Here is a 15,320-nt window from a genome sequence, read left to right as displayed (position 1 = left end):
GCTCCCAATAGACGATTGGGTTGATAGGCCGGGTATGGAAGCGCGGTAACGTGTGGAGTTGACCGGTACTAATAGGCCGAGTGGCTTGAACACACTGAACGTTCAAACCAAATCGCTGCTAGTGTGAGTGTTCGCGTCCCTGTGTGGTTCCCAGAAAACAACCTGGGTGCCTGTGGTTGATAAGTGAAGATGTCGAGCCTGGTTGCTCGGACGAGTCTTCCCGGGCCTGCCGTGTGGGCGGGTGTTCGGGGTTGGTCGTTCGGTGGTTATGGCGGAGGGGAAACACCCGGTCCCATTCCGAACCCGGAAGTTAAGCCCTTCAGCGCCGATGGTACTGCATGGGAGACCGTGTGGGAGAGTAGGACACCGCCGGACTCATATTAGGAAGGCCCCGCCGGAAACGGCGGGGCCTTCCGCATTTCTGCCGTGGCCGGCCGGCGAAATATTTGGATGCGGTCGAGTGGCCAGCCCTGGCAGGCTGCGGGTATGCCAATCGCCGATGTGTCGTCCGTGGTGTCCGTCGCCTACGAGAGTTTCGGCGATCCCGCTGATTCTCCGGTTCTCCTCGTGATGGGTTTCGGCGCCCAGATGATCGCCTGGCATGAGGACTTCTGCCGGGCGCTGGCGGATCGTGGCCGCTACGTGATCCGGTTCGACAACCGGGATTGCGGACTGTCGACCAGATTCGACGATCACCCGGTCGACATGGGCCGGTTCATCGACGCCGTGAGTTCGGGAGACCTCGCGTCCGCGGTCGCGATGGTCCCCTACAGGCTGCAGGACATGGCCGACGACGGTTTCGGCCTGCTGACCGCGCTCGGTGTCGAGCGAGCTCATGTGGTGGGAGCCTCGATGGGCGGAATGATCGCGCAGACGATGGCCATCAGTGAGCCGGAGCGGGTGCTGACCCTGACGTCCATGATGTCGTCGACGGGGGAGAGCGAGTACGGGGGCTCCAGCCCCGAAGCGAGGGCGGTGCTCTTCGCTCCGAAGCCTCAGGACCGGGATGGATATATCGCGGCCGCGGAACGGGAGCTGGTGTGGGCCTCCAAACGCTATGGCGACGCGTCCGTCCTGCGGGAGTTGGCTGCTGCCTCCTATGACCGGGCCTACTACCCCGCCGGAGTCGGGCGTCAGCTCGGAGCGATGATCCTGAGCGGCTCGCGTGCCGATGCCCTCCGGGAGCTCCAGGTGCCGACCCTCGTGATGCACGGCCTGGACGACACGCTCATCGATCCCAGCGGTGGCCGGCGCACCGCGGAGCTCGTGCCCGGTGCGGAGCTCCTGCTGATCCCCGATATGGGGCATGACCGTCCGCGTGAGCTCTGGCCTGTGATCATTGACGCCTTGGAGGCGCACACGAGCTGAGCACGGCCCGGCCCGTCGTCCTTCACGTGGAGGCGGGGTGGATGCGTTCGGGTGGGCGTGCGCCCGTCAAGCGCCGCCATCGCGCGAGTTGTTCCGCGTGCGAGCCGGTCGAGGTGGCCTTGGTGACGGCGTTGAGCGACGTGGATGTCGGTTCGGCGCCGTCGCGGTAGAGGAGGGTCAGCGGCCAGACGGGGGTGCCGGCGCCTCCGTCGAAGGGGCGCCAGTCCCAGGGGGCGATGAAACGCCAGGCGCGTCCTGCGGCGTCGGCCAGCTCGTCGTCGGGGCACAGGAACGCGTACGGGCGGAAGACGAGGTCAATGGCGATCGGCTGATCGTCGTCGGGGTCGATGGAGTAGCCCTGGAACTCCGCGTCCGGATTCTCGGATTCGCCGTAGTGGAGGATGACGACGTGCCGGTGCGGGCGGGGGAGGCGACCCGTCTCCAGCGGCGGGTCGAACCGCTCGACGGACATGACATGGACGATCGTCGGCGGTATCCCGACCTCGCAGCGGTCGCCGGCGGCGAGTGCGTCGGTGTCGGGGATCGACGTGAAGAACTCGCGTTCCCTGTCCATGGAGGAGGCGCGGGGGAGCGCGACGTCGCCGTTCCAGTGGATGAAGTCGCTGTCGGGGTCCACCTGCCACCACGGCCAGCGGAGGGAGACGCTGTAGGCATGGACGGCGCTGACGGTCGCGTCGGTGAACGGGCAGGAGATCCGGAGGACGTCTCCGGCCCGGAAGTCCTGGAGGGCCTCGCCGGTCATCGACGGAACGCCGCCAGGAGTCCGGCGAGGTCGGGGTGGGTGCGTCCGGGGACGATCGTGGTGATGGTGTAGCGGCCGACTCCGGCGCGCACGAACGGGTCACCTTCGGCGATCTTCTCGGCGGTGGCGCGGTCGACGCCCGCGGCGATGATGAGGCCGCCCTGCTCGGACGGGACCGTCTGCCCGGAGACGAGGAAGGTGCCGTCGGCGTGATGCCGGTCGAGGAACGCCACGTGGTCCTTGACGTGGGGTTCGGCGGCCTCCTCCGACTCGGTGTACTCCAGCCTCAGCACGTGCAGCATTGCCGCCCTTTCGGTGATCGTCCGGCGTGGCGGTCCAGTCTTTCAGCGTGCGGACAGGGCCATGTCGAGGGTCGCCGCCCACTGGCGCAGCAGCCGGGTGCGGCGGGCCGAGTCGTCGGTGAGCAGGTCGGCGAGACCGAGGCCGCGGACGAGGTCGAGGGTGGCCTGCACGGTCTCGCGGACGCCGGGGACCGACTCGTCCGCGCCGAGGGCCTCGACGGTGAGGCGGTGCGCCTCGCGCCCGACCCGGGCCTCGAGCGGCAGGACCTGCGCGCGGAGCTGCTCGTCGGAGCTGGCGGCGACCCACAGCTGGAGCGCGGCGCGGAACAGCGGCGTCGTGTACATCTCGCCGAGCAGGGTGACGACGTCGAGGGTGGACGGCCGCCGGTCGGCGAGCGCGTCCAGGTGCTCGCGCATCTGCGCCATCCGCACCTCGGAGCCGTACTCGACCGCGGCGGTGACCAGCTCCTCCCGGGTGCGGAAGTGGTGCTGGGCGGCGCCGCGCGACACCCCGGCGCGTTCGGCGACGGTGGCGACCGTGGTGCCGGCCCAGCCCATGGACGCGAGGCAGTCGACGGCCGCCTCGAGGAGGCGCCGCCGGGTCGCGCGGCTGCGGTCCTGCTGCGGTTCGCGGGGGATCGCCTGCGTGGTCATCTCTTCCTCGGCTCGGGTGGCCCTCCAGTCAACCAAACCGCGCCCGCAGAAAACAATCAAGCGCGATTGATTTTTTCGATGCGGGCTGGCAGGGTGCTGGCCATGAGTCGACCGTTGCGGATCGGCAACGCCTCGGGTTTCTACGGCGACCGTTTCAGCGCGGTGCGGGAGATGCTGGAGGGCGGTCCCCTGGACGTCCTCACCGGCGACTACCTGGCCGAGCTGACGATGCTGATCCTGGGCCGGAGCCGGCTGAAGGACCCGGGCGGCGGGTACGCGTCCACCTTCCTGCGGCAGATGGAGGAGTCCCTCGGGCTCGCCGCCGAGCGCGGCGTCAAGATCGTCACCAATGCCGGCGGGCTGAACCCGCGCGGGCTCGCGGAACGGCTGCGCGAGCTGGCCGGGCGGCTCGGCGTGGACGTGCGGATCGCGCACGTCGAGGGCGACGACCTGCTGCCGCGCGCCGGTGAGCTGGGGCTGGCCGACGCGCGGTACGGCGACCCGCTCACCGCCAACGCCTACCTCGGGGCGTGGGGCATCGCCGAGTGCCTGAGGGCCGGCGCGGACGTGGTGGTCACCGGACGGGTGACGGACGCGTCGCTGGTCGTCGGCCCGGCCGCCGCGCATTTCGGGTGGGCGCGCGACGACTGGGACGCGCTGGCCGGGGCGACGGTCGCCGGGCACGTGCTGGAATGCGGCGCGCAGGCGACGGGCGGCAACTACGCCTTCTTCGAAGAAATCTACAATGTAAAGCCACTGGGCTTTCCGCTCGCCGAGGTGCACGCCGACGGCTCCAGCGTGATCACCAAGCATCCGGGCACCGGCGGTGCCGTGACCGTCGAGACCGTCACGGCGCAGCTGCTGTACGAGATCGGCGCGCCCGCCTACGCCGGCCCGGACGTGACCACGCGCTTCGACACCGTCCGGCTGGCGGAGGACGGGCCCGACCGGGTGCGGATCACCGGGGTCGAGGGCTCGCCGCCGCCCGCCACGACGAAGGTGTGCCTGAACCACCTCGGCGGTCACCGCAACGAGATGACGTTCGTCCTCACCGGGCTCGGCATCGAGGTCAAGGCGGCGTTCGCCCGCGCCCAGCTCGAGGCCGCATTCGGCGACGCACCGCCCGCCCGCGTCGAGTGGACGCTCATCGGCGGCGCCGCGTCCGATCCCGCGACGCAGGGTGAGGCGACCTCGCTGCTGCGGTGCGCCGTCCTCGACCCGGACCCGGAGAAGGTGGGGCGGAGGTTCAGCGGGGCGGTGGTGGAGCTGGCGCTGGCCGGATACCCCGGGTTCACGATGACGTCGCCGCCCGGCAAGGGGAGCCCGTACGGGGTGTACAAGCCGGCGTTCGTGCCCAACGGGGAGGTCGAGCACGTCGCCGTCCTCCCGGACGGCGGCAGGGTGGCGATTCCCGCGGCTGAAACGTATGGGAAGCAACCCCCGCCCGCCCAGGGGGGCGACCCCACTTCCAGTGTCCAACCCCCAGGTCAGGGCGCGGAAGTGGAACCTCGTTCTGTGGACAACCCGGCCTCACCGCTCGCCGGGGAAGCCGCAGAAACCGCAGAAACCGGGGAAACCGTGGAAACCGGAGACACCGGGAAGACCGTGCGGGTGGCGTTGGGGCGGGTCGCGGGCGCCCGCAGCGGCGACAAGGGCGGGGACGCCAACATCGGCGTCTGGGCCCGCACGGACGCGCAGTGGCGGTGGCTGGAGCCCTTCCTCACCGTCGAGCGGCTGCACGTGCTGATGCCCGAGACCCGCGACCACCGCGTCCGGCGGTATGTCCTGCCGAACCTGCGCGCCGTCAACTTCGTCGTCGAGGGCCTGCTGCAGGAAGGCGTGTCGGCCTCGACCCGGTTCGACCCGCAGGGCAAGGCGCTGGGGGAGTGGCTGCGGTCCCGCCTCGCCGACGTGCCCGAGTCCCTGCTCGGCCCGCCGTCCCGGGCCGAGGGCCCGGCGGCGGACAACACCCCGAACCCGGAGGGAGTCCGTTGACCCTCAAGAGCACGCTCGACACCGGCGGCCCGGAGTACCGGGAGCGGCGCGCCGCCATGCTGGAGAAGCTGGCGGCGCTGGACGCCGAGCACGCCAAGGCGCTCGAAGGAGGCGGCGAGAAGTACGTCGCGCGGCACCGCAAGCGCGGGAAGCTGCTGGCCAGGGAGCGCATCGAGCTGCTCCTCGACCCCGACTCGCCGTTCCTGGAGCTGAGCCCGCTCGCCGCGTGGGGCAGCGACTTCCCGGTCGGCGCGAGCGTCGTCACCGGCATCGGCGTCGTCGAGGGCGTCGAATGCATGATCGTGGCGAACGACCCGACGGTGCGGGGCGGGTCCAGCAACCCGTGGACGGTGAAGAAGAGCTTCCGCGCGTCCGACATCGCCCTCGAGAACCGGCTCCCCGTCATCAACCTGGTCGAGTCGGGCGGCGCGGACCTGCCGACGCAGAAGGAGATCTTCATCCCGGGCGGCCGGATGTTCCGCGACCTGACCCGGCTGTCGGCCGCCGGCATCCCGACGATCGCGCTGGTGTTCGGCAACTCCACCGCCGGCGGCGCGTACATCCCGGGCATGTGCGACCACGTCGTCATGGTCAAGGAGCGCGCGAAGGTGTTCCTCGGCGGGCCGCCGCTGGTGAAGATGGCGACCGGCGAGGAGGCCGACGACGAGGAGCTCGGCGGCGCCGAGATGCACGCCCGCACGTCCGGCCTCGCCGACCACATGGCCGCGGACGAGGCGGACGCGCTGCGCATCGGCCGGCAGATCGTCAAGAACCTCAACCACCGCAAGCGCGGACCCGCGCCCGGACCCGTCGAGGAGCCGCGGTACGACGCGGAGGAGCTGGCGGGGATCGTCCCCGAGGACCTGAAGATCCCGTTCGACCCGCGCGAGGTGATCGCCCGGATCGCGGACGGCTCGGAGTTCGACGAGTTCAAGCCGCTGTACGGGACGAGCCTCGTCACCGGCTGGACGCGGATCCACGGCTACCCCATCGGGATCCTCGCCAACGCGCAGGGCGTGCTGTTCGGGGCGGAGGCGCAGAAGGCCGCGCAGTTCATCCAGCTCGCGAACCAGGCGGACACGCCGCTGCTGTTCCTGCACAACACCACCGGCTACATGGTCGGCAAGGAGTACGAGCAGGCCGGGATCATCAAGCACGGCGCCCTGATGATCAACGCGGTGGCGAACAGCAAGGTCCCGCACATCACGATCGTGATGGGGGCGTCGTACGGGGCCGGCAACTACGGCATGTGCGGCCGGGCGTACGACCCGCGGTTCCTGTTCACCTGGCCGAGCGCGAAGTCGGCGGTGATGGGGCCGCAGCAGCTCGCGGGCGTGCTGTCGATCGTGGCGCGGCAGGCCGCCGAGGCGCGCGGCCAGGCCTACGACGAGGACCAGGACCGCGCGATGCGCGAGCTCGTCGAGACGCAGATCGAGGCGGAGTCCCTGCCGTTCTTCCTGTCCGGCCGGCTCTACGACGACGGGGTGATCGACCCGCGCGACACCCGCACCGTCCTCGGCCTCTGCCTGTCCGTTGTCCACAACGCGCCCGTGCGCGGAGCCGACGGCTTCGGCGTCTTCCGGATGTGAGCTGATGATCAAGACTGTGCTGGTCGCCAACCGCGGCGAGATCGCCCGCCGGGTCTTCCGGGCCTGCCGGGACCTCGGCATCGGGACCGTCGCCGTCCACTCCGACCCCGACACCGGCGCGCCCTACGTCCGGGAGGCGGACGCGGCGGTGCGGCTGCCCGGCGCGTCACCCGCCGAGACCTACCTCGCGGCGGCGAAGGTGGTGGACGCGGCGCGCCGCGCGGGCGCCGACGCCGTCCACCCCGGCTACGGGTTCCTGTCGGAGAACGCCGCGTTCGCGCAGGCCGTCATCGACGCGGGCCTGACCTGGATCGGGCCGCCGCCCGCCGCGATCGCCGCGATGGGCTCGAAGATCGAGGCGAAGAAGCTGATGGCGGCGGCCGGGGTCCCGGTGCTGCCGGAGCTCGACCCCGCTCAGGTCACCGCCGAGGACCTGCCGCTGCTGGTGAAGGCGTCCGCGGGCGGCGGCGGGCGCGGCATGCGGATCGTCCGGGCCCTGGACGAGCTGGCGGACGCCGTGGCCGGCGCCCGCCGCGAGGCCGAGTCCGCCTTCGGGGACCCGACCGTGTTCTGCGAGCCGCTGCTGGAGAACGCCCGCCACATCGAGGTGCAGATCATCGCGGACGCGCACGGCACCGTCGTCGCGCTCGGCGAGCGGGAGTGCTCCGTCCAGCGCCGCCACCAGAAGATCATCGAGGAGGCGCCGTCGCCGGCCGTCGACGACGCGCTGCGCGACGCGCTCTGCGCGGCCGCGGAGAACGCCGCCCGCGCCATCGAGTACGTCGGCGCCGGGACGGTCGAGTTCATGCTCGCGCCGGACGGCCGGTTCTTCTTCCTGGAGGTCAACACCCGCCTGCAGGTCGAGCACCCGGTCACCGAATGCGTGTACGGGGTCGATCTCGTCCGCATGCAGATCGAGTGCGCCGAAGGCGGCGCGCTTCCCGACGACGGAGTGGAACCGCGCGGGCACGCAATCGAGGTCCGCCTGTACGCCGAGGACCCCGAGCACGACTGGCGTCCCGCGAGCGGCACCCTGCACACCTTCGAGGTGCCGGGGGTGGACGCGGAGTTCGCCGTCCCGCCGTCCGGCGGGCTGCGGCTGGACAGCGGCGTGGAGAGCGGCAGCGAGGTCGGCGTCCACTACGACCCGATGCTCGCCAAGGTCATCGCCTGGGCGCCGACCCGCGCCGCCGCCGCGCGCCGCCTGGCGGCCGCGCTGCGCGGCGCCCGCGTCCACGGCCTGACGACCAACCGCGACCTGCTCGTGCGGATCCTGGAGGAGCCGGCGTTCCTGGCCGGGGACACCGACACCGGCTACCTCGACCGGATCGGCTTGGACGTCCTTGCCGCGCCGCTCGCCGGTGAGGAGACCGTCGCGGTGTCCGCGCTGGCCGCCGCCCTCGCTGGCGCGGCGCGGGAGCGCGCCTCCGCGGCGGTGCTCGGCGGATTGCCGTCCGGGTGGCGCAACGTCCGCTCGCAGCCGCAGCGCCGGACGTTCGACGGCCCGCACGGCACGATCGACGTCGACTACCACCTGGGCCGCGACGGCCTGACCAGCGAGCTGTGCCCGGGCACCGCGCTGGTGAGCGCGGAGCCGGACCGCGTCGTCCTCGACCGGGACGGGCTGCGCGAGACGTTCACGGTCGCCGCCGCCGGAGACGCGGTGTTCGTCGACTCCCGGCTCGGACCGGTCGCGCTGCGGGCCGTGCCGCGCTTCACCGACCCGAGCGCGCAGGTCGCGCCCGGCTCCCTGCTCGCTCCCATGCCCGGGACGGTCGTCCGGGTCGAGACCGAGCCCGGCGCAGCCGTCGCCGAAGGGCAGACCCTCGTCGTCCTGGAGGCGATGAAGATGGAGCACCGCATCGCCGCACCTGCCGCCGGGACCGTCGCCGAACTGAACGTCGAGGCCGGACGGCAGGTCGAGTCCGGCGCCGTCCTCGCCGTCATCTCCGTGGAAGGAACCCCCGAATGAGCTTCGTCGAGACCGAGGAACGGCAGGCGCTCCGCGCCGCCGTCGCCGAGCTGGGCGCCAAGTACGGCTCGTCGTACTACGTCGAGAAGGCCAGGGCGGGCGAGAAGACCGACGAGCTGTGGGCCGAGGCCGGGCGGCTCGGCTACCTCGGCGTCAACGTGCCGGAGGAGTACGGCGGCGGAGGCGGCGGCATCGGCGACCTCGCCGCCGTCTGCGAGGAGCTCGCCGCGGCCGGGTGCCCGCTGCTGCTGATGGTCGTCTCCCCGGCGATCTGCGCGACGATCATCGCCCGCTCCGGCACCGAGGCGCAGAAGAAGCACTGGCTGCCGAGGTTCGCCGACGGGTCGGTGAAGATGGCGTTCGCGATCACCGAGCCGGACGCCGGGTCCAACTCGCACCGCATCACCACCACCGCGCGCCGCGACGGCGACGGCTGGCTCCTGAACGGCCAGAAGACGTTCATCTCCGGCGTGGACGAGGCCGACGCGGTCCTGTTCGTCAGCCGCACCGAGGACCAGAAGGGCAACCTGCGGCCCTCGCTGTTCATCGTCCCGACCGGCACCGACGGGTTCACCTACTCGCCGATCGACATGGAGATCGTGTCGCCGGAGAAGCAGTTCATCTGCCACCTCGACGACGTCCGGCTGCCCTACGACGCGCTCGTCGGCGACGAGGACGGCGGCCTGCTGCAGCTGTTCGCCGGCCTCAACCCCGAGCGGATCATGGCGGCGGCGATGGGCGCCGGGATCGGCCGGCTCGCGCTCGGCAAGGCGATCTCCTACGCGAAGGACCGGCAGGTGTTCAAGACGCCGATCGGCGCGCACCAGGGCCTCGCGCACCCGCTCGCCGCCGCGAAGATCGAGCTGGAGCTGGCCCGGCTGATGGGGCAGAAGGCCGCCTGGCTGTACGACGAGGGCGACGACATGGGCGCCGGCGAGGCCGCGAACATGGCGAAGTACGCGACCGCCGAGGCCGCGATCCACTGCGTCGACCAGGCCATCCAGACCCACGGCGGCAACGGCCTCACCACCGAGTACGGCGTCGGGATGCTGGCGGGCGTCGTCCGGCTGATGCGGATCGCGCCGGTCAGCCGGGAGATGATCCTCAACTTCGTCGCGCAGCACTCGCTGGGGCTGCCCAAGTCGTACTGACGCCGCGCCGCGTCACGCGAAGGCGCACGGAGCACCGGGCGAAAGCCCGGGTCCGTGCGCCTTTGCCTACTTATGGCGATGCGAGCGTTACACAGAGTGCCGATAGGGGGACCATCGCGGGGCGACCGCCGCATAACGAACGAAAGGGATGATCATGCGGAAGTTTCTCTCTGCCCTGGTCCTGACCGTCGCCGCGCTGCTCGCCGGCTTCTTCGGCCTCTCCACGGCCGCGTCGGCGTCCACCGCGTCCGCCGCCGCGCCCGCGGCCATCGCCGGGGGCTGCCACCACTGCTGCGGCGACAACGACAACACGAACGTCAACATCAACATCAACGGCTGACGTCCGCCGTGCCCGCCGCGCCCGTCCGTCCCGGGCGCGGCCGGCACGGCGCCGGCGAGGGGAACCGTGCGCCCGTCACCCGAGCAGCGCGTCCAGCTGGGACTCCAGCGACCGCGGCGCCGCGAGCCGGTTGTCGACGGCGATGTGCGGGACGGGAGGCGGCTCCTCCGGGCGCATCCGCGCGACGAAGGCGTCGAACCCGGCCAGCTTCCCCGCGTCGCGGGGCAGCCCGCGCCGCTCCAGGCGGTGCCGGAGCGTCGCGGCGTCCGTGCGGACCCACAGCAGCCGCACGTCCGGGCCGCCGAGCGCGTCCACCCACTCCGCCCAGCGGGCAGGGGAGCGGATCTGCCCGGTGAACGGCGCGCTCAGCAGCACCGGGCAGCCGTGCCCGCGGACCTCCCGCGCCGCCGCGGTGAGGCCCGCGTACTCGTGCCGCTTGACGTGCTCGTCGTACCAGGGGCCCTCGCGCTCGCCCGGATCGCGGCCGTGCGCGTCCAGCGTCGCCGCGACGAACGAGCCGAACAGCGTGTCCTTGTCGAGCAGCGCCGGGACCGGGCGCAGCCGCGCCAGCAGCAGATCGCACACGGTCGACTTGCCGCCGCCGGGCGGGCCCGCCACGATCCAGACGGCGGCGGGCATCAGGCCGGCAGCCGCATCCGGCGGGTCGCGAGCCGCTCGATGCGCGCCTCGTCGATCTCGTGGCCGAGGCCCGGCTGGGTCAGCGGCACCCCGACGACCCCGCCGGACGAGCGGACCGGCGGCGTCACGAACACCGGGCCGCCCGCCGGGTCCGACACGTCGCTCGGCAGCGTGCAGCCCGGCAGCGCCGCCAGCGCCACCGCCGCCGCCTGCCCGATGCCGAACGCGCCGCACCCGCTGCACCACACGTCCCAGCCCGCCGCGTACGCCAGGTCGTGCGCGCTGCGCGCCGCCGTCAGCCCGCCGAGCCGGTCCAGCCGCAGGTGCAGGGCCCGGCCCGCCTCCAGCGTGATCGCCGCGTCCAGGGTCTCCAGGTCGCCGACGGCCGGGGCGACCGCGGCGCCGACCCGCAGCTGGAGCCGGGCGTGCGCGGCGAGGTCGTCCGCGGCGAACGGCCGCTCGATCGCCACCGGCCCGTAGGCGTCCAGCGCCTCCAGCACCGCCATGTGCTCGGCGGACTCGGTGTAGGCGTGGCCGGCGTCCGCGACGAGCGCCAGCGCCGGGTAGGCCTCCCGCAGCGCCCGGACGGGCTCGACGTCCCAGCCCGGCCGGATCGGGAGGGTGACCCGGGTGTGGCCCGCGCCCACCGCCCGGTTGGCGCGCGGCGCGACCGTGTCCAGCAGCGGCTCGGGACCGAGCCGGGCGCCGGTGACGATGGACGTCCGCGTCCCGCCGAGCGCGTGCGCGAGCGGCAGGCCCCGCTCCCGGCACCACAGGTCCCAGCAGGCGACGTCGATCGCCGCGGCGGCCTCGTTCGCGCCGAGGTCGGCCGCGGCGGACACGTCCTCGGGACGGTCCCAGTCCAGCCCGATCAGCGCCGGCGCCATCCGCGTCTCGATGTCGGCCCAGCCGGGCCCGGGGTTCGCCGTCCCGGTCGGGACGGCCATCTCGCCCCAGCCCGCCGCGCCGTCCCCGCCGGAGAGCCGGACGAGAATGCTCTCCGGCCGCCGCCCGCGCGGCATCGCGACGCGGAAGGCGTCGCAGCCAAGGATCCGGGGCACCCGCATCCGCCCTCTCGTGGTCGGAAGTGTTCTCCCTCCAATGATCCCCCCTCCCGGGACCTGCCTGAACACCGGCCGGGCGGCGGATCAGCGGCGCCCGCGCAGGAACGGGCGCAGCGGGCGCCGCTCGTAGCCGCCGTCGGCCAGTCCCGCGAGCCGCTCGAACGGGTTGAAGGACGCCCAGTCGCCGCACAGCGCCATCGACACGCCCGCGCACGCGAGATAGAGGGGGATCATGACGACGCCGAGGCACCACGCGTACTGGGTGGAATGCCGGGCCTCGTGGCGCAGCAGCAGCGGGTCGGCCAGCAGGCCGGACGCGTCGCCGCGGAACAGGATCACGTTGCCGACCGTGAACGCCGTCGCGACCGGTACCGGCGCCCGGTAGCCGCCCGCCACCAGCAGGCCGTCCCCGGCGCTCCGCAGCCGCGGGCCGCCGCCGGTGCGGCGCGTCGCCGCCACCGCCAGCAGCAGGCCCAGCGGCGTCGACAGGTTGACCACGTTGACGATCGAGCGGACACGGTACGCGGGCTTCACCCCGCCAGTGTGTCGCCGCCATCTCAGCCGTGCGACCCGCCTACATGGCCGCAATGGGCGGCGCCACGCGGCGGACCGTCAGGACGGGCAGGTCGCCGCGAGGGACGTCGGCTTGCTCTCCGGCGCCGGCGACCCCGACGGGCTCGGCGAAGCGCTCGGCGACGCGCCGCCCGAGGCGCCCGCGCTCGGCGTCGCGCCCGGCGAGCCGTTCGCCGCGAGGTTGGACGAGCCGGTCGGCGACGGGCTCGCCGAGGTGCTCGCGTGCGCCTGCTCCGGGCTGACGGCCTTGGCGGCCAGCCGGCGGATCAGCGCGAAGTCCGGGTTCCCGGAGTTGATCAGCGGCGGCACGAACTGCAGGCTGTTGATCTGCGCGCCGTCCTTGACCTTGCCGGACAGCTTGATCAGCGCGGGCAGCAGCTCCTGCGGGATATCGGTGGACAGCGTCCGCTTGGCCGCCGCGGCGAGCTTGTCGAAGCTGGTCAGCACGGTCTGCGGGTCGGCCTGCTGGGCGATCGCCCGCATCAGGCACTTCTGCCGGCCCATCCGCACGTAGTCGTCGCTGTCGGTGCGGGACCGCCCGTACCAGAGCGCCTCCTTGCCCTTCAGCGTCCGGTAGCCGGGCTGCAGCACCTGCCCGCGCAGGCCGTACGGGATGGGCTCGGTGACCCTGATCTTCACGCCGCCCATCGCGTCCACGATGTCGGCGAAGCCGAACATGTCGACCAGGATGTAGTAGTCGACGCGCTGCCCGAGGATGCCGGCGATGGTGGCCTTCAGCAGCTCGGGGCCGCGGCGGTTCTTCGGCACGCCCGGCACCACGTCCGGGTGGTTCTCGGCGTACTCGTACACCTCGTTCAGCAGCCCCGGGTTCTCCGGGCCGTCCCCGGTGAACCCGTACGGGAACCGGTCGCGGGCCGGGCCGGGCGGCATCTGGAACCTCTCCAGGTTGCGCGGCAGGCTCAGCAGTACCGTGTCGCCGGTCTTGGTGTCGACGCTCGCGAGCGTCATGCTGTCGGTCCGGACGCCGGTACGGTCGGCGGCCGAGTCGCCGCCGAGCAGCAGGATGTTGACCCGGGGCTCCCCGTCCCACGGGTCGGAGGTGTCGATCTGCCGGCCGTTCTGGCTGCCGGTGCGGAAGATGCTGGTCAGCGCGTCCCGGTAGACGTAGGTGCTGTGCGCGCCCCACGCCACGGGCACCGCGACGGCGAAGCACATCACCGCCACGGCGCCGGCGCCGAGCGCCCGGGTGCTGATCGACGGCCGGACGGGGCTCACCACCATGTAGGAGCGGATCACCACGGCGATCCACACCACCCCGAGGACGACGATGCCGCCGGCGAGGCTCTGCAGCTCGTCCGGCCGGACGGCGAGGTGGACGAGGCTGGAGCGGTAGACGGTGACGGTGACCGCGACGGTCGCCGCGACCACGAGCCACAGGCCGAGCAGGAGCCCGCCGGCCACCCGCCGGCCGGCGGCCAGGTGCGCGACCCCCCAGACGAGCGCCGACGCGAGGGTCAGCGCGAGCGCGCGGGGCAGGCCGCCCGCGGCGTCCGGGGAACGGTCCACGTCCTCTTCCGGGGCGCGCCGGCCCGGCGATGGACTCGACATGTAACGCTCCGTCCCCCACCCATGGTGAATTAAGCCCCGGCTCACATTATGGACGCGCAGAACCGGACAAAGGTTGCGTGGGAGTCGACCGCATGCGAGCGCGACGTCGATCAGTTGCAGCTCACGCTCAGGATAGGCAATCCGATCAACGGGCGGGCGGCCGGGACCGGGTCGCCGGGGTCCAGGGCGGCCAGGGCGCGCAGCGCGGGGTGGTCGGCGCGCGCCGGCCGCGCTCCGCCCGCCGCTGGTCGCAGGCTCGTGATCTCGGCTTTCCCGATCTTGGCGGCCGGTCCGGCGAGCGCCGGGAGCAGCCGGCGCGGCACGTCGGTGTTTACCGAATTGATGAGAACCCGGGCGAGTCGCTGGTATCGCTTCAGGAGCGCCAATGGCTCGGTTTCCCGAACATTTGCCCAAAAAGGGCAGCCTTTCTTGGCAGGTGCGGTGGAGGCGGCCGTTGCGGAGAGTTCCCGGACCCCGCGCGCGTCCACCTTCACGTAGTAGGGGACGTCCTGGCCGAGCATGTGGGCGACCGTCCGCTTCAGCAGCTCCGCGCCCGGGTCCCGGACGGGGCCGCCCGCGAGCAGCTCCGGGTGCGCGGCGCCCTCCGGGTAGACGTCGGCGAGCGGCCGCCCCGGCGGGAACGGGACCGGCTCCGCGCCCGACCACACCGGGACGCGGCGCAGCCCGGCCGGCAGGGCCAGCAGGGTCGTGTCGCCGGACCGGGTGTCGATCGCGGCCAGGGTGACGTCGCCGACGCGGTCCTGGTTCCGCGCGGGGTCGGGGTCGCGCGGCGCGCCGGGGTCGGCGCCGATGAGCAGCACGTTGAGGCGCGGCGCGGCCGGCCACCGCGCCGCGTCCCCCCGCTTGGCGGCGAGCTGGACGGCGGCGGGCGGCACCGGCCCGTCCGCGAAGATCGTGCGGATCAGGTGCCGCTGCACGTAGCCGTACTGGGCCAGGCTCAGCGGCGGCACGATCACCAGCAGGCACAGCACCGCGACGGTCGTGCCCCCGGCCAGCCGCCACAGCGGGGCGAGCCCGTCCGGCGCCAGCACCGCGTACGAATGCGCGATCAGCAGCGCCCACAGCGCCGCCAGCGTGACGCAGGCCGCCACCAGCGCCAGCAGCCAGGACGGCCGCGCCGACAGCTCCAGGAACAGCTCCCGGTACCGTCCGGCGGCGAGCGCCGCGGCGGTCAGCGCCGCCGCGTGGACGCCGAGCAGCGTCCCGCCGAGCCCGACCCGCCCGGCCCGCAGGTGCGCGATCCCCGGCACCAGCGGCGACACGGCCGCGACGAGCAGCGCCTCCGCCAGCCGCAGGGGCGCCCACGCGCGCCCGCCGCCG

The 15,320-nt window shown here is 72.9% G+C and carries 14 protein-coding genes and 2 rRNA genes; 8 read left to right on the top strand and 8 right to left on the bottom strand.

Annotation, left to right across the window (positions count from 1 at the left end; all coding sequences use genetic code 11):
* The 3 genes from F9B16_RS41270 to F9B16_RS41260 form a co-directional block, all read left to right on the top strand.
* Nucleotides 1-93, top strand: a 23S ribosomal RNA gene (locus F9B16_RS41270); the annotation flags it as partial.
* A gap of 165 nt (nt 94-258) precedes the next feature.
* A 5S ribosomal RNA gene (rrf, locus tag F9B16_RS41265) occupies nt 259-375 on the top strand.
* A gap of 111 nt (nt 376-486) precedes the next feature.
* Complete coding sequence (locus F9B16_RS41260; protein ID WP_151545711.1) at nt 487-1,368, top strand: alpha/beta fold hydrolase; 882 nt, start codon at nt 487-489, stop codon at nt 1,366-1,368.
* A 22-nt stretch (nt 1,369-1,390) separates the two neighbouring features.
* On the opposite strand, the gene F9B16_RS41255 is transcribed toward F9B16_RS41260, so the two are convergent.
* From F9B16_RS41255 to F9B16_RS41245, 3 genes are read right to left on the bottom strand one after another with little or no spacing between them, the layout of a single operon-like run.
* Entirely contained in the window at nt 1,391-2,131 is a 741-nt protein-coding gene (locus F9B16_RS41255) for a hypothetical protein (RefSeq protein ID WP_151545710.1), read from the bottom strand.
* Nucleotides 2,128-2,433 (bottom strand): YciI family protein, encoded by a 306-nt coding sequence (locus F9B16_RS41250; RefSeq protein WP_151545709.1) that lies wholly within the window; start codon nt 2,431-2,433, stop codon nt 2,128-2,130. Before F9B16_RS41250 ends, F9B16_RS41255 begins: the two co-directional genes overlap by 4 nt.
* A gap of 42 nt (nt 2,434-2,475) precedes the next feature.
* Nucleotides 2,476-3,087 (bottom strand): TetR/AcrR family transcriptional regulator, encoded by a 612-nt coding sequence (locus F9B16_RS41245; protein WP_151545708.1) that lies wholly within the window; start codon nt 3,085-3,087, stop codon nt 2,476-2,478.
* 102 nt (nt 3,088-3,189) lie between these two features.
* Between F9B16_RS41245 and F9B16_RS41240 the strand changes: the two genes are divergently transcribed.
* The 5 genes from F9B16_RS41240 (at nt 3,190) to F9B16_RS41220 (ending at nt 10,134) form a co-directional block, all read left to right on the top strand.
* Nucleotides 3,190-5,082, top strand: coding sequence for an acyclic terpene utilization AtuA family protein (locus F9B16_RS41240; protein WP_151545707.1), 1,893 nt, complete (start codon nt 3,190-3,192; stop codon nt 5,080-5,082).
* Nucleotides 5,079-6,671 carry an acyl-CoA carboxylase subunit beta gene (locus F9B16_RS41235; protein ID WP_151545706.1) on the top strand — a complete coding sequence of 531 codons (1,593 nt, stop codon included), beginning with the start codon at nt 5,079-5,081 and terminating at the stop codon, nt 6,669-6,671. The genes F9B16_RS41240 and F9B16_RS41235 overlap by 4 nt, the downstream gene beginning before the upstream one ends.
* A gap of 4 nt (nt 6,672-6,675) precedes the next feature.
* Nucleotides 6,676-8,643, top strand: a complete 1,968-nt coding sequence (locus F9B16_RS41230; protein WP_151545705.1) for an acetyl/propionyl/methylcrotonyl-CoA carboxylase subunit alpha — start codon at nt 6,676-6,678, stop codon at nt 8,641-8,643.
* The gene (locus F9B16_RS41225) at nt 8,640-9,794 is read left to right on the top strand and encodes an acyl-CoA dehydrogenase family protein (protein WP_151545704.1); all 1,155 of its coding nucleotides are present in this window, start codon (nt 8,640-8,642) and stop codon (nt 9,792-9,794) included. Before F9B16_RS41230 ends, F9B16_RS41225 begins: the two co-directional genes overlap by 4 nt.
* Nucleotides 9,795-9,948: 154 nt before the next feature.
* Nucleotides 9,949-10,134 carry a hypothetical protein gene (locus F9B16_RS41220; RefSeq protein ID WP_151545703.1) on the top strand — a complete coding sequence of 62 codons (186 nt, stop codon included), beginning with the start codon at nt 9,949-9,951 and terminating at the stop codon, nt 10,132-10,134.
* A 75-nt stretch (nt 10,135-10,209) separates the two neighbouring features.
* Here F9B16_RS41220 and F9B16_RS41215 read toward each other — a convergent pair whose 3' ends face one another.
* The 5 genes from F9B16_RS41215 to F9B16_RS51640 all read right to left on the bottom strand — a co-directional run.
* Nucleotides 10,210-10,773, bottom strand: a complete 564-nt coding sequence (locus F9B16_RS41215) for an AAA family ATPase (RefSeq protein ID WP_151545702.1) — start codon at nt 10,771-10,773, stop codon at nt 10,210-10,212.
* The gene (locus tag F9B16_RS41210; RefSeq protein WP_318839289.1) at nt 10,773-11,840 is read right to left on the bottom strand and encodes an enolase C-terminal domain-like protein; all 1,068 of its coding nucleotides are present in this window, start codon (nt 11,838-11,840) and stop codon (nt 10,773-10,775) included. The genes F9B16_RS41215 and F9B16_RS41210 overlap by 1 nt, the downstream gene beginning before the upstream one ends.
* Nucleotides 11,841-11,921: 81 nt before the next feature.
* Nucleotides 11,922-12,371: a hypothetical protein gene (locus F9B16_RS41205; RefSeq protein ID WP_151545700.1), complete on the bottom strand. Its 450-nt coding sequence runs from the start codon at nt 12,369-12,371 to the stop codon at nt 11,922-11,924.
* A gap of 78 nt (nt 12,372-12,449) precedes the next feature.
* On the bottom strand, nt 12,450-13,979 hold the full coding sequence (locus tag F9B16_RS41200; protein WP_151545699.1) for an LCP family protein: 1,530 nt from the start codon (nt 13,977-13,979) through the stop codon (nt 12,450-12,452).
* A gap of 110 nt (nt 13,980-14,089) precedes the next feature.
* Nucleotides 14,090-15,320 (bottom strand): LCP family protein (locus F9B16_RS51640; RefSeq protein ID WP_192809238.1); only part of this gene is annotated, 1,231 nt, incomplete at its 5' end.

The sequence above is a fragment of the Actinomadura montaniterrae genome, assembly GCF_008923365.1.
Lineage (GTDB): Bacteria > Actinomycetota > Actinomycetes > Streptosporangiales > Streptosporangiaceae > Spirillospora > Spirillospora montaniterrae.
This window is presented reverse-complemented; position numbering and strand designations above follow the sequence as displayed.

Coding starts and splice junctions, on each gene's coding strand:
- F9B16_RS41260 (WP_151545711.1), top strand. CDS start 487: ATGCCAATCGCCGATGTGTCGTCCGTGGTGTCCGTCGCCTACGAGAGT.
- F9B16_RS41255 (WP_151545710.1), bottom strand. CDS start 2,131: ATGACCGGCGAGGCCCTCCAGGACTTCCGGGCCGGAGACGTCCTCCGG.
- F9B16_RS41250 (WP_151545709.1), bottom strand. CDS start 2,433: ATGCTGCACGTGCTGAGGCTGGAGTACACCGAGTCGGAGGAGGCCGCC.
- F9B16_RS41245 (WP_151545708.1), bottom strand. CDS start 3,087: ATGACCACGCAGGCGATCCCCCGCGAACCGCAGCAGGACCGCAGCCGC.
- F9B16_RS41240 (WP_151545707.1), top strand. CDS start 3,190: ATGAGTCGACCGTTGCGGATCGGCAACGCCTCGGGTTTCTACGGCGAC.
- F9B16_RS41230 (WP_151545705.1), top strand. CDS start 6,676: ATGATCAAGACTGTGCTGGTCGCCAACCGCGGCGAGATCGCCCGCCGG.
- F9B16_RS41225 (WP_151545704.1), top strand. CDS start 8,640: ATGAGCTTCGTCGAGACCGAGGAACGGCAGGCGCTCCGCGCCGCCGTC.
- F9B16_RS41220 (WP_151545703.1), top strand. CDS start 9,949: ATGCGGAAGTTTCTCTCTGCCCTGGTCCTGACCGTCGCCGCGCTGCTC.
- F9B16_RS41215 (WP_151545702.1), bottom strand. CDS start 10,773: ATGCCCGCCGCCGTCTGGATCGTGGCGGGCCCGCCCGGCGGCGGCAAG.
- F9B16_RS41210 (WP_318839289.1), bottom strand. CDS start 11,840: ATGCGGGTGCCCCGGATCCTTGGCTGCGACGCCTTCCGCGTCGCGATG.
- F9B16_RS41200 (WP_151545699.1), bottom strand. CDS start 13,979: ATGTCGAGTCCATCGCCGGGCCGGCGCGCCCCGGAAGAGGACGTGGAC.